Below are 21,359 nucleotides of genomic sequence, written 5' to 3'. Positions count from 1 at the left end.
ACACGATGGAGCACCGGAAGAGTTGAGGTGTCTTTTTATTGCAGTGAAGCAACGTATTTTGCAAGCAGAATTAAGCCCAATTGCCCTGATGGGCTGTAAGAAAATTTGATTTTGAGCGAGATTTGCAAGCAGTGCATATTCTTGCTGAGCGTGCGGCAATGAAAGTGAATAATCAAAACGAAGTAGTAATCAAGCCAGAATCAGCTCAAATCCTGCGCTCACCTGAGCCCTGATGATCTGGCGGCATCAGTGTTGCTGACCCTGCACTCGCAGGGTCTTCCTTTCTGGGTAGGCTATTCCTATATTTCACTGTATGGGATAACCAATGCCAACCTTCAATATCACCCAAGGCGATGCCCTTGAACAAATGCGCCTTCTGCCGGACAACTCCATCGACAGCATTGTTACGGACCCTCCCTATGGTTTAAGCAAGCAACCCGACATGACTGAAGTGCTGAAGCACTGGCTGGCCGGTGATGACTACCAGCAAAAGGGCGGGGGTTTTATGGGGAAGTCCTGGGATAGTTTTGTGCCGGGGCCATCCATCTGGAAAGAAGCCTTTCGTGTGCTGAAGCCTGGTGGTCACCTGCTGGCTTTTGCCGGCAGTCGTACACAGGATTTAATGGGGCTGGCCATTCGTTTGGGCGGGTTTGAAATCCGCGATTCCATTGAATACCTGCATGACGGCCAGCAGGATCAGGAAGCCTTTTTTGAATCTCTGAGTGAGGTGCAGAAACAGGCATTCATCCGCATGATGGATCAAGGGGATGCCCGTCTTGGCTGGCTGTATGGCTCAGGATTCCCGAAAAGCCAAAACATCAGCCTGGCAATGGACAAAGCCGCTGGCGCAGTCCGAACCGAAGTTGCTGGTGTGAAGCCTGGGCATGAAGAATTTGCACACCGCACAACCGATGGCCACATGGGTTTTGAAGGGGGTGCCAACGAGGGGTTTCACCGCCCCTGGATGGATGACAAGGAAAAGGCAAAGAGCTATCACTTCAAGATGAAGCCTGCGACCGATGCAGCCAGGCAGTGGGATGGCTGGGGCTCTGCATTAAAGCCTGCGCACGAGCCGATCATTGTTGCCAGAAAACCCTTCAAAGGCACGCTGGTCAACAACATCCTGACGCATGGTGTGGGTGGATTGAATGTGGATGGATGCAGGGTTGGTGGTAGCTTTGTAAGTTCGGGCGGTGATCCTGGATTTAAAGTCGAAAAGGGGTGGAACAATAACAGCATGCAAAAAGCTGCTCCAAACGTCACGGATGGCCGTTTTCCAGCCAACATCATCCATGACGGCAGTCAAGAGGTGCTGGCGCTGTTTCCTGAATCAACAGTCACCGGCAAGCGCACTGAAAAAAGCAAGGCGCGTGATGTGCCAGGCACCACATGGGGCAATCGCAATCACCAAAGCACCGAATACACCGATAACGGGAGTACGGCACGCTTCTTCTACTGTGCCAAAGCCAGCTCCAAAGACCGGCATCATGGTGTGGGTAACCCTGGGCCTCAGCTCAAGCATGGATCGACGCTTCGCATGGTTGAAAATACCAGCACCAGTGGCAACACCCACCCAACGGTGAAGCCCACTTCTCTGATGCAATACCTGGTGCGCCTGGTAACACCGAGGGGTGGTACGACCCTGGATATGTTCTGCGGTTCCGGATCAACCGGGCGCGGAGCGGTACTTGAAGGGGTCAACTTCATTGGTTTTGATCAGGATGCCAGTTCAGTGGACATTGCCAACAAGCGAGTGACTGCTGTTTTGCCGGAAGAAGATGGCGCACAGGTCAGCAGGCAAGCCTGATGTAAAAGTTAAGAAATTTACCGATGGTTATAGTGCTGTTACTGGCTGCAATACATTACGCATCGAAAGCTTGGAGTAAACATCATGAGCAATAATGGCAATTCAATACCTGCAACCTTATCAAGCGCCGGCTGAGCGCATTGATGATAGGACGCTGTATTTTGCATCGACAAAGCACAGTGAAGAAGATCGCGGGACAGTGCAATACATGCAGGATATTGCCGCTCAGGCTGGCTTATCCGCCCCTTATGTAGCCATTGAAGATATTGGCTTGGGCGATATCGAATTGAAGCGTGAGGAACGTCCAAAAGGGGATCTGTGGCAGCACTTTTTATGCGCCAATGAGCTCCCGATCCGCAACATATTCAAGCTTTGTCCCTGGGAGGATATGTTTGAGGATAAGTTCTCGCCCTTCCTTGCAGAGAGCAAAACAGAATGGTTTGAACCAGAGTGGAAGATCATTCTGTCGAATAAGGCCATTTTGCCACTGCTCTGGCAATTCCATGAAGGTCACCCGAACCTTCTTCCCTCTTTTTTTGATGAGACCCCGGATCAGCCACTCAAATCAGGCTGGGTGCGCAAGCCCTTTTTCTCCCCTGAAGGAAAAAATATTGAATTGATGGATCATGCCGGTCAACTGCATGAGGTTCAAGGGGGGTATGCAGCAAAACGCCCGGGATACATTCAGCAAGCCTTCCACCCACTCCCCAAGTTTGGTGATGCCTACACACTAATCGGCAGCTGGGTGGTGGGTGATCGGGCATGCGGTATAGGCATCCGAGAAGACAATTCCGTGATTACCAAGGATTCAAGCCGTTTTTTACCGCACATCATCTCCGGATAATGTATCTCACCTGAAATTGACAAGGAAACCTATAGGCTCCACTATCTGCAAAATAAGACAATAAGAAAATACGAAGGAGGAGCAAAAAGTTACCCCTCCTGTCTGAATCGTCAGTAAAAATGGAATCACCCACAACCCGGTGCAGGATAGGCCGGGTTTACTTTTTTAAGGAAAGTCCTTTTGGTGTGGTTAAACTGATTTAATCGATCAAACAATCAGGAAAAAAATAATCATGAGACGCAGCAAAGTAAATGGTCTTCTGATGCCGGAGAGCGGTGAAACACTGAAAACCTTCGTAGATATGATCAACGCTGATAATCGAGCATTTCAATGCAGCCTCCATGACAATGGCAAAGGAAAGGCTTTTATTGCCATTAACACAGAGGCTTTTTTGATGACTTAAAAACGCCGTGGGATGTCATGACGGATGTTTTTGGCATCAAGCCAGGTGGAGTGGAAGGGATTGTCAACAAAACTTCATCCGGAAAAGCGAGCAAACACGAAGATTTTGAAGCAATCATTCCCATAGAAACTCCGGACGAAAAGAACGGGGCGCTACTGGCCAGCTTTCGCCTTTCTGACTGGTCTGGGAATGGAGATTTCGCGGTCACTCAAAGCATTAATGCTCATTATTTTCAAGGAAGTGATGCATATCCGGTCTTGGTTCAAGAAAAGGTTTCTGAGGCACTCGGGCGCAGGCTGAATAGCGAACTTTCCGCTATGGCTGGCGTTGGTTCGTCAAGACATGTATCTGCCTCACTGAAAGAAATAGCGATTCCTGCCATTATCAATCAGCTGCAAGGTGGTGGTCAGCATGATGCAATACACCCTTAAGGTTTCATTAGTGCCTATTTTGGCAAATAATGAAACCTTAAGGGTGTATTGCATCATGAGGCTTAGTTCAATAAAGACCGCTCCTGCACTTGCCGCAGCTCTTGGTGAACGATTAAGGCAGGCTCGCCTGAATGCGGACCTCACGCAGGCGCAAGTTGCCCTGGTGGCTGGCATATCGGCAAAAGCGGTGACCAGCGCTGAGCGCGGGAACTCCCAACTGGAAACCTTTATTGCGATCATGCAGGCCCTTGGCTTGACTGATCAGCTTGATTTATTTCTTCCGGAGCAACCCCCTTCGCCAATCATGATGGCAAAGCTTGCTGGCAAAAAGCGCAAGCGTGCTACGGGGGATGGGTTTAAGCCAGAAAACAGAAATTATGAGTGGTAAAAAAAATGATTGATCATATCGCCGTTCATTATCAAGTTCAAGTAAGCCTGGCATGCCCGACCTGAGCGCGAGAATGTTCTCAAACCACAAGTCTGATTCTGATGGCTATACCGACAGAGAACAATGATCCGAAGACAAAGAAGGAGCACCACCATGCAGCGTGAAGTCCGAATGGTACCTGGAAAATGGGAACACCCCAAAGATAGCCAGGGCAAATTTATCCCTCTGTTCTCAGCAGAAGAGAAGGCTGAAAGGATAAAGGAGTGGGAGCTTGAAGACGGAAGTGAAGCCACGCGCCCGACTGCGGATGACTTTATGCCGGACTGGCACCCCAATGAAACGACCCACTTCATGATGTATGAGACCACATCTGAAGGCACACCGGCCAGTCCTGCGCTGGAGTCTCCAGAACGGCTTGCCGAGTGGCTGAGCCACCATAAGATTAAGGGTTGGGCAGGCCGTCCGGTTCAGCCTGAAACCTGGCTGGCGCTGGCCGAGTCAGCCAAGGTGAAACGTGATGCCAAGCTTTCCGCTCTGGAGCTGGTTGATTTGCTGACAAAAATCGGAAAGCTTGATGATGCAGCGCTCACAGCGGTCACCAAGGAGGCAGCCATGATCTTTGCGACCTGCAAGCCAGGATCTGAAGGCCTGCTTGAGTTTATGATGCACAATGCTATGCCGACTCGCGGTGAAATGAATTTCACTGTCAGTGAGTTTCTTCAGATGCCGCCCGAACAGCAAATGAATCATGTGGAAAATGTCTGTAATCGTCAGGCACTGGATCTGAGCGAAAAGAGTGCCGTTGATCAGCTGGCTTTTTGTTTGAGTCGTCCTGATCTGTTGGATGCCTCGCAAGTCTTCAAGTCGGTTATTGCTGAAAACTACCTGGAAGGGGAAGACCTGATTATTCCCGGTGCACATTATGATATTGAACTGCGCTGCCTTGCCGAAACAGGCTCACGCGATGACATCATTATCGACCCTGCAAGCCCCAAGGATGCTGGATCTTTTTGGGGCGCTTACAAGCGACCAACAGTGAATCATCCAGACTTTCAGGGCGATAACCGGAACAGGCTTCGCCTTGCTGATTGGCTTGCAGATTACGATGATCCGCTTGAAGCAGTAAAGGGTGCGCTTCAAAAATGCGCTGAACTGAATCCACTGCAAACGGTGCCTGTTGATCGTTCGCCACCGGTGATCTGATCGCACATTAAACAGCAAAGCGCCTATATGGCGCTTTTTTCATACATTGAAAAAAATCAACAATCTCCGTAAAATACCCTTCCGAAATATGGGAATACCTGTACTTTTCCTCAGAAACAAAAACACAAAAGCAATAAGGAGCGTCAAGTGACTTGCATGGAACAATTTCCCTGTGCTGAGCGCATCTGGAAACAAAGGGCGAAGGAGTGGCTGAATAACAATCTGATGGACTCTGGTTTTGTGATGTTTCAAGATCACAAGGCTGTTGGTTGGTGCCGAGAACTTCCGCAAGCCGAGGAATGGCCGGCAGGAACAGTGGCAGCTGATCCGGAATATGGTGTGTGGCTGTCTATTGGTGGCACAGCAGAATCATCTGAGCGCTGGGTGACGGTGCGATGATCGACCGAGCATTGATAGTCAGGCAGCCATGGATTGACCTGATCCTAAGCGGAGAAAAGACCTGGGAAATGCGCAGTCGCTCGACACGGGTTCGCGGACGCATCGGATTAATCGAGCAAGGAACTGGACTCATTGTCGGAGAGGTCAGCCTGACTGGCGTACTGAAAAACATTTCAGATCAAACGGCCTTCATGCAGCAAGACCGGCACCGGGTTCAGGATCTTAATCTGCTTGAACACTGGAATCATGCCTGGATACTTTCTGGTGCAGTGCGCTACGAAACCCCTGTCCCTTATGTACATCCAAGGGGCGCGGTAACCTGGGTTAAGCTGCCCGGTTCTGCCGAGTGAAAACCCCAAGCCTTTAAGTTGTGGCTATACCACCTTGAAGAAGACTTTTTCTGGAGGTGTAACCCATGTTTAATCCCTACGGCAGCAACCCTGACAATGCGCTTGAGCTGAATACTGAAGATGTATTTGCTCGCCCCTTTGATCCAATCGCCGCTGAACGCAAGCGTCGTGAACTCGCGCACGCAGAACTGATTGGCACCATGCTGAGCAATCTGCGCAAAGAAGGCGTGGATACTTCAAGCCTGGAAGACAACGCTGAATTCATGGCTGACCCGAAAGGGTTTGACCTGCAGCAGCATTTGATGAGTACGCTACAAAGCAATCCTGCGGAAGACTTGTTGGCTGCCGACACTGGCTTTGCCTTGGGTGTGGGCGAGGGCACGACTGTGGAGCGCCATGGTAAGGGTGCTAAGCGGTCAACACTAGGCGCAGTATTCTCCTTTGCTGCAAGGAAGACCAGTGCCTTTGTACGAGCAATCTCCGATGGCATTGAAAGCTTTAAATCAACCATCGAAAACAATAAAATCGGCACCGTGGTGGCTGGCATGGCAGCTGCCGTGATGCTGAGCGCAACAGCAGCATCCGGCCCCTCTCAACCTTCATTCTCAATGGAAAATGCCGCAGCAAACGCAGCCATTGAATCCATTGTTCAGATGAATGATTACTCGCCACTTGAGAAAACTGTCGATTTAGTATTGCCTGCGGAGAAGGTCGAGCCGACCGCCAATCCCGTCAAGGTCGAATCTGCCGCGCTCGCTCAAGCTGTTGCGCCTGCTGTGGCGGCCGCACCAGCAAAAGCTGCGCCACCAGCGCCTGAGTCATCGGAGACGCTGGCTGAAGCGGTGTCCGAACCAGCAGGTGCCGTTGAACCTTCTGCGGTTTTGGTGACTGCACTGCAGGATGGCGCTGAAAAAGCCCGCCTACAGCTGCAGATGGAAACCCTGATGAAGTTTGTGGGTCACCTGACGACTGCTGAGGCAGCCAACACAGCCCTGGATGTCAGTGCCGATCCTGGTCAGCCGCACTACGAGCGCCAGCAATTTGAGCAATCGGTGGTGGCCGGCCTGATGACCATGCGCGGCGTGTACCAGCAAGGGGTCTCAGAAGGCAAAACTGAGCGGGGCGCGATGCAGGACGCGCATTCACAGATGTCTGATTTGGCTATCAGTGCTGCCAGCGGTGATGCTGAGATCAGTGTATCCGGTATTCATGCCGCACGGATTATGGCTGATCGCAATCCGGAGTTCATCAAATCCCCTGGCCTGGATGACGTGGCCGGCTCTCTGGCTCATGGTATGGCTTATCAGGCTGCAGAATCCATGGGATCAATGGACAGCAAGGTGATTGCTGATCGTGCCGTGAATGCGATTTATGAAGTGCAGCATGCACAGTTCACAGAGAGCATTCATCATGTTAACTTGATCAGTGAGCGTAACGCGGTGAACCAAGGGCTGAGCGATGGCGGTTTCCTGGATCACAGCGTACTCACCGGTAGCGCTGATGAGGTCAGTGAAATCACACGCAGAGTGGTTGAGACAGGCCTTAAAAATGTGCCTCACAGCGATCCATCACTGTGGTCACGAACCAGCACCCAGGTCGCTTTGGCTACAGATGACATTTCAGATCGATTTGGAAAGGCCTTTACCAGGATGTCCGATCGCCTGGATATGAGCAGCATGAACTTTGACAACCTGAGCTTTGGCGGCATGGATCTTGATGATCAGCCATCTGCTCATGTGGCTGCTGCCGCCAGCCCTTCGATGTAATGTAGATTAAACCTATCAGCCGGGCACAGGGAGGTGCCTATTACCCAATCACTGATAGGTGCCCTCTTGAAAACCATTCGCATAAAAGACTTTTCGGTCGTTCATAACGATGCAGGGCAAAGCCTGCTGGCCTGTGATCGGTTTCTCCTGATTGAATGTCGTAGTGGCGCTGAACCGCTTGAAGCGGTGCTGAGCATTGAGGATGACATGGAGATAACGGTTGATGTGCCACCAGAGCGCATGCCATCAAATATGCAGAAGCGCTTTCCCAAAGGGATTCGTTACACCTTTAGTTCTCACAAAGACGTGATCTCCCCAGACAAGGATCGTCTGCTGCTGTACTGGCGTTCAGCTCATTACGATTACACCGTGCCGTTAAGCGTGCGATTTGGATTAAGGCATGCAGTGTAATTGCTGCTGAAAATGTCCGTAAGCCAACTCCAGAACTGATAAAAAACCCGCCGAAGCGGGTGTAGATACCACGATAATAGTAGGTAAGCCCAAGCAAGCCTATTGATTTGATTGGGCTTTTATTTTGTTCCAAAAGGGATAGGGAATACATCTCTTCCTTGGGAGTATTTAAGGTTTTTAATCGTTTTCCCTTGAATGAAAGAGTTCCACGCTTTGAATATGTATGCGGCTGCAATCAAGTTGCTTTGTGCGCTATTGTTTTTTTCTACCCCTGTCATCAGCTTGTCTCTAAGCATGAAAACTGGGTATGTAGAGTCGCCGTACCGCTTGTTGCCATTTACAAGGTCGTTAATAAAAATTGTGGCTCTATCCTTGTCTGCCAGATATATTACAAGAAGAGCTGCAATCCATTTTGTTCTGCGCTTGAGCCACAGCGCATCACGGCACATATCAAGCACTTGACCAGCGTCTGTGCTGATCTCCATAGCCTTGGTGCTAATATCGTCTGGAGAGCTTACATCACTGTACTTGCTGTAAAGCATTTCGGATGCAAATTCTGATCCGTTTTTTGATGACTCCCACATAATCATGAATCTAGCAATAGATGCCATTTCGTGATGATTTTTCACGCCTTTGATGGCAGCCATGTCTGCCGCAGTTCGCGGCTTTGAAAGCCCATGACTTCGAAATGCTTCTGGATCTTCGATTCCGGTGATCACTAGACATGGAATTGTGGCATCCGCAGCAATAATTGCATGAAGACGATGCTGTCCATCCACAATTACATTTTGATTGTTGAAACAGATGGAGGCACCATTAAGGCTCCATTTCTCTTTTAGTATCTCATTTTTCAATCTTTCAACATGAGCAGCCGTAACTGGGCGGTTTGCCGTATTGCACTCTGACAACCACTTACTTGCAATGGCCGGCGTTACCATGACGCTGGTCGCTTTTAGCGATGTGTTCTCAATGATTGCTTCATTAGGAATGAGTTGACTGTTCTCAATCGGGTTCATTTTCACCTCTTGTTTTAAATTGTTCCTGTATAGGATAGCCCATACCGTTACTTTCACGCAACAGAGTTACTCCTGATTTGTTAAAAAATTACCCGGCTAGCGCCCGAACCTTCTCTCTTTCCCGCTCAACGGCCTCATCTGCCTCTGCTTCCTTGTCTATGGCATCGCTTAAAAGACCACCGCTGGATTGCTGCTGAATCCGCAATCGGCTTTCGAGACTTTGAAGCAAGGATTCAATTTCACGGCGCTGAGCAGCAAACCAATCACCGCCTGGTTTGCCAGTGTGTTTCCCTGCATGCATCATGGCTGTTCTTAGTGCAGCAATAGCCATACCTAGCGACTCAGCTTCCAGATGCCCCTCTGCCTCCCTGCGCCCATAGGAAACGGTCAGTCGCCCAGAGGTCATGTTGATTTCGTGAAGCATGGATTCGGCCAGCGCCTTGTTTTTAATCCGCCCTTGCCGGTACTCCCTCATCATGTATTGGGACAGTCCCACAAGGCTTCGCTGAATACCCTTGATCGTCTCTGGCGACCAGTCGGAAGGCTTCATTACCTGCCAAGGTTCATAAAGCTTGGCAAAGCTTTGGGCGGCAACGGACGGATGCCTGGCAAAGGGCGCCAGCAGATGTTCCATTTCGCGCTGACAGCCATCAAGCAAGCCAGCCAGGTACAGCCCGAGCCGGTCACCCATCACATCAAGGGGCACACCGGAGCGCAGGCGTGAAAGCGCCAGGGCGCGTGAATGCAGATCTGCAGCCTTTCGGATATTTTCAATGCGCTGGCGCTCGCGAGCGCTCAGATGATAGATCAACAATGCAAGTCCAAAGCTGCTTACAGCCACAAGCAGGGTGATACCAATAAACATACAGGAAGAACCTCTAATTAAAGGCTTCCTTGCCAAAGTTGCAAAATGGATACTCCTGTAAACGCTATCTGATAGAGGGATTGGTGTGATTGCAGGTTGCTGGGTCGTGGGTTATCCTGATGGCGAAAGGATAACCTGTATATTGAGGTAATTTAAAACAATGGCACATATTGAGAATTCCCGAGAGAAGCGGCTTGGGCAGATTAATCAGATGATCAATCTTTGGCCCTTCCACTCAACGCTCTGCAATGGCAATCTCTGGGGTTACGGTGATGAATAGCCTTGACGGAACTTCTTACCCGGGCTGGTGATAACTTGACATGAAAACTACTGCGTATCCATCACTGATCAAGCAGGAGATCAGGGATGACCAATTCTGGTCATGCGGGGTGATGGAGGCGGGATCTTCCGGTTCGACCAGAAAAATATAGTCCTCGCAGCCACCGGCCAGACCAACGTCCTCGCATGTGGTTGTAAGAAATACCGCGTCCTTGTGCGAAAGAGCGCTTTCAGGTCGATTCAGTTCCAATGCGTAGTAGAAGTCGGTTTTACCCCATTCCTCTTCGTAGGCATCACCCCTGGGTTTTAAGGTGGTGCCCACATCCAGTCGCCGGGATGATCCATGCAGAAATAGCAGCATTCCAAAACCTCTCACCATCCGGGCGCAGACAGGGCTGTGCTCTGACTCTGAACTGCGCCAGCATCGGGAATTCCAAAAGCTTTGCGAGCGGCCATTATTACCGATTCGATTTCATCAGCGTCAGACTCAGAGCACAGAGGATTGTATTCCTCATCATAAGCGTTGCGTAGCTCTTCAATCATCAGGTTAGATGCCGCCCTCAGTGCCCTGATCAGGCCATCCTGGGTTAAATGGCAGATTTCATCCAAAAGCATGTGGCCATTTTCAGTTTGGCATTGTATGAAGATATCACCGGCACCTGATGTTCCGGCTTCTGGCATGCCAGTCAATTTCACATACTGACTTTGACCAAGGGTGATGCTTTGCCCCTGCTGCAGAGCACTCAATATCTCGTTGGGTGTTTTTTGCATTTTAAACTCCTGTGATACCGGTCAAATTAAACGCTTATACCAAGCCAGTGATTTCATTTGACCAGCCTTCAAATCACGAGTCTGCTTGCTGATGTACGGACCATGGGACAAACAAGCACCAGCAGGCAGAACGCCTTCGCGCTCAAAATAGCGTTCATTTTTTTGCATTCTGATGCGCAGCTGAACCTCACCCAGAAAAACCAGCAGCAAGTAAGCCAGCAGGCCGAGTGCAAGAATGCTCAGTCCTAACGCGAGTGTTAACATCAATCCCTCCTTTGCTCGCTAACCGAAAATATTCAGCGGCCTAGCTCATTGCTCATGACCCATTCACGGGTTGAATAGCCGAATTCGGCCATGGGTGGGTGAAGCGCGAAATCCTTCTGGAGTTTGAATTGCTTGCCTCGCAAGGCTCCACCACTCATGGATAATCTGACCTGGGTGTCTTCAATGGCTTTTTCATGGTTATCAAACTCAGCGTTGAAATTGTTGCCATCCTCTATCGTCAGCGGCCGTGAAAAAAAGGACACATAACCCCTTTCTGCATCAAGGTAGATATGGGGCAGTTCTTGTTTGATCGCCAATGAGCGCGCCTGATTGACCGTTTCTATGGACATACCCTGACTGTAAAACAGGGCTTCTGAATCCAGTGCCGGGAAGTGGTAGGTGGCGTGCAGCGCCATCTGTCCGGGTGCCTCTTGGATAAGCCCGGCTGAACAAAAGGGCTCAGGATCGTCGCCCATCTCAAGGGCTGCACCGCACCCCTCCAGGATAATTGAGTTGTCCGAAGTGCCGGGGTAAACGGGAGCCTTCATGCACATGGATAACTCGGCAAACTCCACCTCATTGCTATCCCAGTCTGATTTTGCCGTATCAACGCGCACATTCAGGAAAACATCATGCCCTGGGTTAATTACGGTGACGCCATGATCACCCAGTGCCTCTAGGCTTTTAGAAACACTGGCGATCACTTCAGCTTGATACTCGGGCAGCGTACCTTCAACCTCGCAATAGGGGTCTGCTGGGGTGCTGTCGCCGGCCTTGCGAATGGTCAACCGGCCTTCTGCAGAAAGCTCGTAATTAAAAGTACCGGGAGGATCGTATTGATTGGCTGCTTCAGCGGTAGACGGACCACCAACAAACACCTCAATAGGGCTGGCATTAGACCCGATCAGCTTCATCCAGCCAGACTTCAGGGCTTTTGCATCATCCTGAAAAAAAGCTTCGTAATTTTCAATGATGTAGCGAAGCATCATGGATGGGTAGCCATCATGCATAAAGTGCACCAAGGTTTCGGTGCCGGGATGACGAAGGCTTTCAAAGCGTATGCTGGCTGGGGTAGACATGGGTGGCTCCGTTTTTTGTACAGGTCATACCCATCATAACCACGAGGCTGATTCTTTAAGCCTTGAAAACAAGGCTATGGTGTCTTTAATGCTGTTTAATTGAACCTGGATGAAGAAACGGAGAGGTGACTATGGGTACGCGAGCAACTTACCAGTTTAATCTGAGCAATGACGCAGGAGCTGCTCCTGTAACACTGTACTGCCACTGGGATGGTTATCCGGCTGGCGCTGCAGAAAAACTGCTGCATGCTCTACTGGACAAAGAGGGACGTGACCCTATTGCCAGCTTTATCATCGGCAACAAAGAGCAGGCTATGTTTGCTTCAGGTCATGAGGCTTATGGCAACACGGAATATCGCTATACCATCACCTGCTCGCCAGATGATAAAGCCGACCTGTTGATCACATTTGACAGTTATGAAGGCGATCAATGGAATCGCACCGCCACCAATCTTCCCCTGCAAGATTTTATTGCTGATCATTATGGTATCGATCTTTATAGGGAAGCCGTTATTTATGGCCCAGATCGTTGGCACACCAATGCATCTATCGCTGAAAATGCCATGAGCAGCCTGGATGAAGTCAAGAGCAAGATCAAGAGGTGGGAGGTCGATTTGAGCGCTGGAGATATTGAGACCCCGCCCTTGGTTTTCATGAATGATTTGGTTGAAAGGACAAAAACTGAAACCAGTCTGAACGGTGACAATGAAACCTACATGACGATTCGCAGAGCTTTGGTGCAAATGTATTTCGAGCACCTGCATGGAAAGCCCTGGGGTAGCATCCATCAAAGTCATGTCAATAAACTTCATGACTTAATCAATGAATGCGCAGCTGAAGACCCAATCATGATGATGCAGATTCAATCAGCCCAGCCGCCTTTTAAACTCAAGAGTAAAGCAGCAGGACAAAGGGCTAGATTGGAGCCTCAGTAACAAAAAAAAGCATGCGTAAAAGCATTTAAGTTATGGCTACATTGCCGTTAACCCCTACCTTGGCAAGTAGTCACAGCATTGAAGCAGGGGTGACAAACACAACTTATTGGAGTTGAATCATGAGCAAGCACAACGAAAATCAGAAACTTCCTGGCAGCCTCGCACGAGCCACCTTGTCATTCAGCGGCTCTGGCGATAGCGGTGACATTGACACCTTTGAATTCTACGATGCAAATGGCAACGAACTGGATTTTCTGGAAGCATTAGATGACCTGGTCAATGATCTTTTTGAAGAGGCTGTCAGCAACGATTTTGCAGGTTATGAAATTGATGGCGGTGGTGGCGGCGACCTTTGTTTTGATGTTTACCATAAAGACGGAAAAGTCTATTTTGTGCTTAACTTGGATGAATCGAGCCTCTATTATTGCCAAAGAGAGGTTGACAGTGCCATCATCCATAATGATAAAGCTTCCATTGACCTCACTTCTAGCGAGCCGCTGCATATCGAAGTTGAGTTTTCTGGTATTGGTGATAGCGGGAGCATTGATGAAATCAATATCACCCGAAAAAACGGAGGAGCGCTTGACGATGAGGACCCTGAATGGGAGTCAGCCATCGAAGATGCTGTTTACGATCTGCTTGAGAAAATTCTGCCAGGATGGGAGATTGATGAAGGCAGTTGTGGCACGTTAGTGTTTAGCCATCCTGGAGGTGGAGCGCAGCAGGCGGTCATTGATGTTGATGAATCCCAATTTACATCCTTTTACGAAGAAAGTTATGAGCAAAGCCTTGCCCCATGCATTCTTTCTTGCAGTGCTGATAACTTCGATCTGTCGCTGCTTGATGATCTGCCTGCAGAAGTTGTAGCAATCATTGAGAAAGAGAACAGGGATGCTGAAGCGATTTCAGCAACACTTGCCAACCAGGGAGGCGCTGAACCGATATAAACCATCATTGAACGCACCAAAAACTTATCAAGAGGGCTAGATCATGCGTTGCAAAGATACCGGTTCACTTTTTTCTGTATTTCTGATACGCCTTGCACGTTCAATTTCAATTGATGTGTATGCCTTGAATCCACCAGCCAGATCCTCTGGCATCAAGGCGCTTTTGCAGTGAGGGCAAAGCGGTGCCAGGCTGCGGGAGCGCCAGTCCTTATCAATGGCCTTGGCGGCTCGAGTGATCAGGTGTGTTTCCTGATCCTGCTGCAGTTGCTCGCTTTTCCGTTTTAAGCTGGCATCTATGTCAGCAAGGCGTTCTGCAAAAATACAGAACGCATCAAAGGAATCCACCTCGCTTTCGCAGTCATCGCACCAGACCTTACGTTCCACCGGATCGAATATCAGCGATAAGTGCCGACAGGGGGCAGGCCTGGCCAGGTAAGGATTGTCCTTGCGCCGCGTTCGTACCGGCACTAACTTCAACCCTTCGATATGAAGACTTTTGTTGGCGGCAAAAGCCTCACGATCCATATCAGGCAAGCCTTTTTCAGGCTGGGTGCCCGGATCAGCCTTTCGATTGCTGTTCAGTGGAATGACCGGTGCAGGGTTTGTGCCTTCCGGTTTGTCATCAGAGCCTTTGACAGACATAAAAACACCTTAAAATGACTGATTTGCAGAAATCAAGGATAACCCATATAATAAAATAGATAAACCTATTTGCATTTAATCTTATCACAACAAAAAAGGGGATCACCATGGGACAAGAAAAAGACATCAAGACACCAGCAACGACTGAAAGCAAAACCCAGGGAATGGATTTTGATGCCTGCGAAGGCTTCCAGGAGGCCGCAACACAGGAGGTGATTGCGGAACCGGGCAATCATCAAGAGCAAGGTGCAGATCTGGATTTGACGCTTTTGAAGATTGATCTGGCCGATTACGGACTACCCATGACTGCCGCGCAGTTGCAGCAGTTTGTTGTTCAGCTAGAGGCTGCTGCCAAAGCAGGCGGCAAGTTTGCCCGCTCATTGGAAAAGTCCGGCGCCACTGAAGAAGTGCTTCGCACCGAGATTAGCCAGAAGATGCAGGAAGGAAGTGCACTTCAGGAGCGAATTTCAGAGCAGGCCAGCGGCCCAAGCCTGGTGGAACTGAATCGCCAGTATGCCGATTTAACCAAGGACATTACCACGCTGAACCGGCAGCTCGACAAGATCATTGAAAAGCGCTCTGATCTAATCAGCGAATTTGTTGAACCCTTTAATCAGGCGCGCAAGCTGATTGCTTCCATGCCAGAACTGGATGCTGATGCGGCGTGCTGATCCCCATTATTTCGAGGACAAAAATATATGAGCAATTTCAGCAGAAGCTGAACCGCATGGATCGCCTGCCGGTTATGGGCGAATTCTATGCCGCCCAAAAACATGCCGAGCAGCAAGCGACTGCGGAAAAAGAGGCAACATCCTTAAGGAAGGCTGAAGTGTATCGGGAGTCGCTGAAGACGCTATAGTCTAGCGCAGTCGCACTGACCAATATTCCGGTCTTTCTTTACCAAACCATTTCAGGGCAACAACAAAAGGATTTAACAGTAATGGCCACAGCCGACCAAATTTATGCGCTGGCCGCCAGCGCCTTGTCTTTTGATCGTGGACGCGCCGAAAGTATCATCCGGCAAATCCATGCTGCTGAAAGCAGAAAAGGGAATGCCCTGAGCAACAGGCTAAACCGTTTGCTGAATAGCAGAAGCGGTGCCTTAATTGACCAGGAGCATCCCGTGTTACAGCGACTGAAGGCTGAGCGCCTGGATCAAATGGCGCTTATTGAGTCACCGGCACACTCGCTGGATGATCTTCTGCTGCCAGAATCCGTCAGGGTGGCAGTGGATGACCTGCTGGCCGGTTACCGGCATCGGGAGCGGCTGGCCGAGTTTAAGCTGCCAGTGCCGCACCGGTTACTGTTATCCGGTCCACCGGGCAATGGCAAGACCTCGCTGGCCGGTGCCATTGCTCATGCATTAGGGTTGGTGTTTGTCACCCTTGATCCGGGTCGCGTGATTAACAGCCACCTGGGCGAGACAGGTGCCAACCTATCCAAGCTGATGACGGCACTGAATGGCATGGACTGCGTGCTCTTTATTGATGAAATGGAGGCGCTGCTCTCAAGCAAGCAAAAGGCGGCAACTGGGGAAGGCGGAGACAGGGAGATGGCTAGAACCCTGGCTGCACTGCAAATGCAGATTGACCGCTTGTCGGATCAGACGTTGCTGATCGGTGCCACCAACTATCCAGAGATGCTTGATCATGGGGTGCCCCGGCGTTTTGATCAACAGCTTGAGCTACCCATGCCGGATACTGCGGTACGCGAACAAATGCTGGAAAGGCTGGCCCTGCGCTATCAGGGCATTCCTTTTGAAGCGATTGGTATGTCCGCCCATAACACGGATGGATTTTGTCTGGATGAGATCGAAAAACGGTACATCCGAAGCGCCAGGAGCTGGGTTATTCGGAATGCGGGCTCACAATAAGCAGCCAGCATCACCCGTTGGCGGCAACAGCTGCAGTATGCCATAATGGTCAGTAGCAAAAAGCAATTTTCAAGGTAGGGAATTCATGCCTCGCAACTATGTCAGCCAGCAAAAAATCGATCAAGACTTTGGCTGGTTGAACAATCAGCAGCAAAATGCTGCACTCTATGCTGATTTGGCCTCCAGGGAATCTATGGAAGATGTAGCGCATGTCGCAAAAATAATCCTGACCCCTGGTTACCGGCTTGTAAGAGTGGATGAATCTGAGGGGGATGAGCAGCATTTCTCCATCGCCTTGCTGTGCGATACAGCCAGTGAGGTGGTGTATCTTGTCAAATGCAATATCTGGACTGATGTGGTGCTGAAAGGTAGGCCGCTGACCCAGGTTCTGGTTTGGCGTACTGGGCTTGTTAAGCATCGCAGGGTGACCTCTGGATTTGCCGAGGATATTTTTCGCAACTATCTGCTTGATCACTACAGCATTATTGCCAGTGACTCCTGCCAGACACGCGAAGGACGCGACTTCTGGGTTCGGCAAATGGGCTATGCACTTGAATTTGGTGAGTGCGTCTACCGTTACGACCTGATGGCTGGCCAGCTTCAGTCCATCACTGATCCGGCTGTGATTGTCAGCAACAGCTGTGATCTCTGGGGTGATGATGTGCGTTATGAGCACATCTTGGCGGTCATCACGAAAATCCCACTGACCTGATCAAACAAAAAGCCCAAGTATCACACCCATGGCTATAACCAAGGCAGAAGCAAGTCAATTTGACTTGGAGCTGCCTTTTTTTATGCGTGGAGGTTGTCATGGGTGCAGGTACTTGGGGTCCAGGTGAGAATGAACGCGGATTTGTCGTCAGAGGGTGTAACAGCCTGGATGACCAGCCAGAAAGCATGATTTGCACAGCACTTGAAGATGCTGGCTTTAATAAAGTAGAGCATCGTCTGGAATTTTACCCAGGTCTGACCTACTCCAATTTGATTGATGTGGAGGTTGGCGGATGGGAAGACTATATGTTTTTGCGCATCAAGGCGCGTGATGAGAATAATCACACCTCAGATTACCCCTCGGATACGTTGCGTGAAGTAGGCTCTCTGCCAGCCGCCTACAGGGAAGCGGTGGACAGCGCCATGCAAGCCACGGAGCGATACCTGGCTAACGCTTTGACGATGGCCGGTTTTGAGTGCTGTTTCAAGGCTGGCTCCTATTCCTACAGTGCACCTTGCGTCCTGGATGAAGGCTTTGAATGGGATGCCGCTGCTGCACGACTGAAAGCAATGGATACAGTGCCTGAACTGAAGGATCAGATTGCCCGTGCCGGCATGGATCCTTTGTCCGAGGATCGCAGCCACCTGCTGAAATGCATCGCAGAAGAGCACCTTAGTGCGCACCAGACTTCAATGGTGGCCTTGCTGCCGGTTTTGTGGGATGAGCAGATCCGCTTTCTGCCTTTGGGATTTAACTCACCCATTCAAAATCTCGGCGAAGAAGCCATGCTGGTCACCCTGACCCGGGATGACCCGATCTTGGAAGGCTATGCCCAAGATGCCGTCACTGAGTTTTCCGGTCGTGATGATTACGATCCGGCCAAACCCGTTATCCTGGGTGATCAGTGGCGGAATATCCTGCAGCAGCATGTGGTATCACCTTCAGTTATGAATTTTGATCATCCCAATGCGGTTTATGCCATCATTCCGACCGAAGAAGAAACAAAGCAATACTGGGGTGATTTGGAAAATCCGCTTTTGCCGTCTCTGGATGATCAAAACTGCTTCCCGATCCGTCTGGATAATCCAACCAACCTGAATTATGCGCAGCGCCGGGATTTGGCAGAAAAGGGTAGGGTGGCTATCGAAGGTCTGACCTACGAAACGGAATTGCCTTTGGATGTGGTGATGGATAGTCCAGAGCAGGCCGTGCAAACAGCATCAGTGCAGCGGGATGATTTAAGCCTTTAATTCCGCGATCAGAAGACTGATAGCACAGAAATTTAATTTACCAAGAGGAAACGGGAATGCCTAAAGCCACCTACCGCGACTGCTTTAACCAGCAAGAAATTGATCAACTTGCCGCTATCGGCACCTCCGTCAATGATGGTTCTTTTGTGTATGATGATCACAAGATTTTTTTGAGCGAGTGCGCCAAAAAAGCCCTTAAAAAACAGATTGGCGAAAAGCCTCAACTTTTATTTCTTGGTAGCTTGCAGCACAACCTGTCTGACATTATTCAGGATGCAACCCAGGCAAGAGGTATGGGTCAGTTCATATTCTTGTCCAGCGAAGCGTTGTTCCGTCATGCGATTGACGAGGCATGGGGTGCGGGTAGTTTCAAGTACATCAAGTGGTCCAACTCCAAGTCCTCACTGAATAAATCCTATAGCGGGTCTGTCTCAAGCAAAGAGACCATTGAAATTTTCTTTGGTAAGAATGACTACTCAAAGCATGCCTTGGAAGATTTTTGCGAGTACCTTGCAGGCAATCAAGGTTCTGTTAATGGCTTTGCAATGCATTTTCAGCAAGATATAATTAGGCCGCTTGAGCATTTACCTAACGGTGCATTTGACATACCGGCTGCGCCATCGCTGAGCTCATTTAAGGAGTTCGATACCATGAGCAACAATACGCCATCGCCAGAACAACTGAAAATCAAAGCCAACCTGAAAATTGTGTACGATCTGGCCGCAGTGTTTGAGTCAGAGGATGATGTTCGCAAACAGATTGAGCACTACCTGAAAGCGGGTGTTGAACAGCTGATCGGTTGCGGCATGATTACAGGTGCTTTGCCGGTTTGCCTGGATGAGCATGATATTCAGGTGGATATCAGTGAAACGCTGACCGGCCTTGATGAAAAAAACCTGCATTGCAACCTGATTCTGGATGCCAGCTTCTCGATTGATGAAGAAGAAGCTGAAGCTGACCGCCAGACCCTTTCTGGCTATGCAAACGAACTGTCGGAAAACATGGAGTCCATTTTCTCCCACATGTCTGCCGAAGGCATGATGTCTGGCTTCTCTGACACCCTGATCGTGGATGACTTGAAGGTAACCATTGACTATGGTCAGCCTGACCCCAATAAACCAGTGCAGCGAGATGAACTGTCTATGTAGCCAGCATGGATTGCCAGAGCACAAGACCCATCAGTACAACCTTCACAGCAGCGGTCGGTAATGGCCGCTGCTGCTGTTTGTGGGCGGGCTCGGACTGTAGGATCGCTGGCTATTCAGCATCATCCGGCAGTTTTAGCAGATTCCTGAGCTCACCAGAACCTTAATGTAAGCGTACCGCAAAGCAAAAGCAAAAATGCACCCTTCGGGGTGCGTTTTTGCTTTGAGTCCGGTCACTGTCAGTGCTGCCTCATAATGGAGAAACTGAGTAGAAGCAAAGGAGTGGCAGGATGGATCAGAAAAAAGTCATCATTTATACCGATGGTGCCTGCAAGGGCAACCCTGGTCACGGTGGCTGGGGCGCACTGCTGCGCTATGGCAGTGTTGAAAAAGAACTATGGGGTGGTGAAGCCAATACCACTAATAATCGTATGGAACTGATGGCGGCCATTAAAGCCTTGAAAGCGCTTAAGCGCGCCTGCCATATCAAGCTGTATAGTGATTCACGCTATGTGATTGATGGGATTACCAAGTCTCTACCGATCTGGAAGAGCAAAAACTGGAGAAAAAACACCAAGTCCCCAGTGAAAAACCAGGATCTCTGGATTCAACTCGAGAAATTAACCCTCAGTCACCATATTGAATGGCATTGGGTGAAAGGTCATTCCGGTAACCCGGGCAACGAAGCGGCCGATGCACTGGCCAATAGAGGGGTGCGTGAATTGAAAAACTCTATCCGCAAAGCGGGGTGATGAACGGATGCAGTGACAACGGGCACTGATGATGATTCCGGATGCCGCCTGGCAGCTTTTACCCGCATCCTTGCCGCTGCTTGCCGGAAAACATGGGGTTTTTCGCGTCATCGTGTTTGGAGGTTGTGCTGTTCATATATACACCCAGTCACGCGGAAGCGGTGATATTGATGCAGAAATCGCATCACATGGAATGGCCAGAAAATCAGAAATACTGGGCATCACTGGGCATCCTGGATGGCAGAATTATTGCGTTTCTTGATGATGAAAAAGGCCTTCCAGAAACCTTGTGGTATAATTCATCATTCAACACCACGCTTGCACCTCTGCATGAGGGCTATGAGGATCGGGTGTACCTCCTATTTCAATATCGCCATCAGTCGCCTTGATTATCACCTCAACCGTAAAACCCTGTCATTCATGACAGGGATATAAGGTTCGGCATCGGAAGATGCCTTGGGTTCTAGCTCTTGCAGGTTAACCTGTTTACTGTTAATTTGAAAGCCATGGATAACCTGCTCGGATGGCACCCAGCTTGAGGCAGGTCGCTTCTATCGGGACTTAGAAGCCAAGCTGGCTGTGGCGCAGCGGGCTGGCAATAAGTAGCGCGTGAAAGCCATTCACGCCAAGATTGCCAACCGGCGCAAGGATGCCTTGCACCAATTCAGCCGAGCGCTGGTGAATCGCTCCGGATTGATTGTGGTGGGCAATGTCAGTAGCCGGGCAATGATTAAAACGAATAAAGCCAAGTCGGTACTGGATGCCGGTTGGTCAATGCTGAAAACAATGCTGGAATACAAGTGCGCTCACGCAGGCATTGTTTTCAA

Annotated in this window: 28 protein-coding genes; 21 read left to right on the top strand and 7 right to left on the bottom strand. The window is 49.8% G+C overall.

The window, feature by feature from the left end; all coding sequences use genetic code 11:
- Positions 1-325 precede the first annotated feature (325 nt).
- The 10 genes from IBX50_RS08610 to IBX50_RS08565 all read left to right on the top strand — a co-directional run bounded on the left by IBX50_RS08610 (position 326) and on the right by IBX50_RS08565 (position 8,002).
- Complete coding sequence (locus IBX50_RS08610) at positions 326-1,807, top strand: DNA methyltransferase (protein WP_292255067.1); 1,482 nt, start codon at positions 326-328, stop codon at positions 1,805-1,807.
- Positions 1,808-1,901: 94 nt separating this feature from the next.
- Positions 1,902-2,651, top strand: coding sequence for a glutathionylspermidine synthase family protein (locus tag IBX50_RS08605; protein ID WP_292255066.1), 750 nt, complete (start codon positions 1,902-1,904; stop codon positions 2,649-2,651).
- Positions 2,652-2,883: 232 nt separating this feature from the next.
- Entirely contained in the window at positions 2,884-3,054 is a 171-nt protein-coding gene (locus tag IBX50_RS08600; RefSeq protein ID WP_292255064.1) for a hypothetical protein, read from the top strand.
- Positions 3,055-3,071: 17 nt separating this feature from the next.
- Positions 3,072-3,485, top strand: a complete 414-nt coding sequence (locus tag IBX50_RS08595; protein ID WP_292255063.1) for a hypothetical protein — start codon at positions 3,072-3,074, stop codon at positions 3,483-3,485.
- Positions 3,466-3,873: a helix-turn-helix transcriptional regulator gene (locus IBX50_RS08590; RefSeq protein ID WP_292255061.1), complete on the top strand. Its 408-nt coding sequence runs from the start codon at positions 3,466-3,468 to the stop codon at positions 3,871-3,873. Before IBX50_RS08595 ends, IBX50_RS08590 begins: the two co-directional genes overlap by 20 nt.
- A gap of 153 nt (positions 3,874-4,026) precedes the next feature.
- Positions 4,027-5,076, top strand: coding sequence for a hypothetical protein (locus tag IBX50_RS08585; protein ID WP_292255059.1), 1,050 nt, complete (start codon positions 4,027-4,029; stop codon positions 5,074-5,076).
- Between the two features lie 156 nt (positions 5,077-5,232).
- On the top strand, positions 5,233-5,475 hold the full coding sequence (locus IBX50_RS08580) for a hypothetical protein (RefSeq protein ID WP_292255057.1): 243 nt from the start codon (positions 5,233-5,235) through the stop codon (positions 5,473-5,475).
- Complete coding sequence (locus IBX50_RS08575; RefSeq protein ID WP_292255055.1) at positions 5,472-5,825, top strand: ASCH domain-containing protein; 354 nt, start codon at positions 5,472-5,474, stop codon at positions 5,823-5,825. Before IBX50_RS08580 ends, IBX50_RS08575 begins: the two co-directional genes overlap by 4 nt.
- 65 nt (positions 5,826-5,890) lie before the next feature.
- On the top strand, positions 5,891-7,591 hold the full coding sequence (locus IBX50_RS08570; RefSeq protein ID WP_292255054.1) for a hypothetical protein: 1,701 nt from the start codon (positions 5,891-5,893) through the stop codon (positions 7,589-7,591).
- A 66-nt stretch (positions 7,592-7,657) separates the two neighbouring features.
- Positions 7,658-8,002 (top strand): hypothetical protein, encoded by a 345-nt coding sequence (locus IBX50_RS08565; RefSeq protein ID WP_292255052.1) that lies wholly within the window; start codon positions 7,658-7,660, stop codon positions 8,000-8,002.
- Positions 8,003-8,121: 119 nt separating this feature from the next.
- Here the strand turns inward: IBX50_RS08565 and IBX50_RS08560 are convergent, their stop codons facing one another.
- The 6 genes from IBX50_RS08560 to IBX50_RS08535 form a co-directional block, all read right to left on the bottom strand.
- Entirely contained in the window at positions 8,122-9,075 is a 954-nt protein-coding gene (locus IBX50_RS08560; RefSeq protein WP_292255050.1) for a hypothetical protein, read from the bottom strand.
- A gap of 31 nt (positions 9,076-9,106) precedes the next feature.
- The gene (locus IBX50_RS08555) at positions 9,107-9,883 is read right to left on the bottom strand and encodes a hypothetical protein (protein WP_292255049.1); all 777 of its coding nucleotides are present in this window, start codon (positions 9,881-9,883) and stop codon (positions 9,107-9,109) included.
- A gap of 295 nt (positions 9,884-10,178) precedes the next feature.
- Entirely contained in the window at positions 10,179-10,523 is a 345-nt protein-coding gene (locus IBX50_RS08550) for a hypothetical protein (RefSeq protein WP_292255046.1), read from the bottom strand.
- A gap of 11 nt (positions 10,524-10,534) precedes the next feature.
- Positions 10,535-10,933, bottom strand: a complete 399-nt coding sequence (locus IBX50_RS08545) for a hypothetical protein (RefSeq protein ID WP_292255045.1) — start codon at positions 10,931-10,933, stop codon at positions 10,535-10,537.
- A gap of 21 nt (positions 10,934-10,954) precedes the next feature.
- The gene (locus tag IBX50_RS08540) at positions 10,955-11,197 is read right to left on the bottom strand and encodes a hypothetical protein (protein ID WP_292255043.1); all 243 of its coding nucleotides are present in this window, start codon (positions 11,195-11,197) and stop codon (positions 10,955-10,957) included.
- A gap of 32 nt (positions 11,198-11,229) precedes the next feature.
- Complete coding sequence (locus tag IBX50_RS08535; protein WP_292255042.1) at positions 11,230-12,276, bottom strand: hypothetical protein; 1,047 nt, start codon at positions 12,274-12,276, stop codon at positions 11,230-11,232.
- A 131-nt stretch (positions 12,277-12,407) separates the two neighbouring features.
- On the opposite strand from IBX50_RS08535, the gene IBX50_RS08530 reads away from it, so the two are divergent.
- Both IBX50_RS08530 and IBX50_RS08525 read left to right on the top strand, forming a co-directional pair.
- A complete protein-coding gene (locus tag IBX50_RS08530; RefSeq protein WP_292255040.1) occupies positions 12,408-13,211 on the top strand; it encodes a hypothetical protein in 804 nt (267 codons plus the stop codon).
- A gap of 119 nt (positions 13,212-13,330) precedes the next feature.
- Entirely contained in the window at positions 13,331-14,158 is an 828-nt protein-coding gene (locus tag IBX50_RS08525; RefSeq protein WP_292255039.1) for a hypothetical protein, read from the top strand.
- A gap of 36 nt (positions 14,159-14,194) precedes the next feature.
- Here IBX50_RS08525 and IBX50_RS08520 read toward each other — a convergent pair whose 3' ends face one another.
- Entirely contained in the window at positions 14,195-14,800 is a 606-nt protein-coding gene (locus tag IBX50_RS08520; RefSeq protein WP_292255038.1) for a hypothetical protein, read from the bottom strand.
- Between the two features lie 107 nt (positions 14,801-14,907).
- On the opposite strand from IBX50_RS08520, the gene IBX50_RS08515 reads away from it, so the two are divergent.
- From IBX50_RS08515 to IBX50_RS08475, 9 genes are all read left to right on the top strand, one after another.
- Positions 14,908-15,471 carry a hypothetical protein gene (locus IBX50_RS08515; protein ID WP_292255036.1) on the top strand — a complete coding sequence of 188 codons (564 nt, stop codon included), beginning with the start codon at positions 14,908-14,910 and terminating at the stop codon, positions 15,469-15,471.
- Positions 15,465-15,659, top strand: a complete 195-nt coding sequence (locus IBX50_RS08510; protein WP_292255035.1) for a hypothetical protein — start codon at positions 15,465-15,467, stop codon at positions 15,657-15,659. The genes IBX50_RS08515 and IBX50_RS08510 overlap by 7 nt, the downstream gene beginning before the upstream one ends.
- Before the next feature lie 81 nt (positions 15,660-15,740).
- Entirely contained in the window at positions 15,741-16,673 is a 933-nt protein-coding gene (locus tag IBX50_RS08505; protein ID WP_292255033.1) for an AAA family ATPase, read from the top strand.
- An 85-nt stretch (positions 16,674-16,758) separates the two neighbouring features.
- On the top strand, positions 16,759-17,385 hold the full coding sequence (locus IBX50_RS08500; RefSeq protein WP_292255031.1) for a hypothetical protein: 627 nt from the start codon (positions 16,759-16,761) through the stop codon (positions 17,383-17,385).
- A gap of 98 nt (positions 17,386-17,483) precedes the next feature.
- On the top strand, positions 17,484-18,635 hold the full coding sequence (locus tag IBX50_RS08495; RefSeq protein WP_292255029.1) for a hypothetical protein: 1,152 nt from the start codon (positions 17,484-17,486) through the stop codon (positions 18,633-18,635).
- Positions 18,636-18,691: 56 nt separating this feature from the next.
- Positions 18,692-19,783 carry a hypothetical protein gene (locus IBX50_RS08490; protein WP_292255027.1) on the top strand — a complete coding sequence of 364 codons (1,092 nt, stop codon included), beginning with the start codon at positions 18,692-18,694 and terminating at the stop codon, positions 19,781-19,783.
- Between the two features lie 287 nt (positions 19,784-20,070).
- Positions 20,071-20,532, top strand: coding sequence for a ribonuclease HI (gene rnhA / locus IBX50_RS08485; protein ID WP_292255025.1), 462 nt, complete (start codon positions 20,071-20,073; stop codon positions 20,530-20,532).
- Positions 20,533-20,560: 28 nt separating this feature from the next.
- Positions 20,561-20,794: a hypothetical protein gene (locus IBX50_RS08480; RefSeq protein ID WP_292255024.1), complete on the top strand. Its 234-nt coding sequence runs from the start codon at positions 20,561-20,563 to the stop codon at positions 20,792-20,794.
- A 347-nt stretch (positions 20,795-21,141) separates the two neighbouring features.
- A partial coding sequence (locus tag IBX50_RS08475) for a transposase (RefSeq protein ID WP_292255022.1) occupies positions 21,142-21,359 on the top strand: 218 nt, incomplete at its 3' end.

The sequence above is a fragment of the Marinospirillum sp. genome (assembly GCF_014859565.1).
This window is presented reverse-complemented; position numbering and strand designations above follow the sequence as displayed.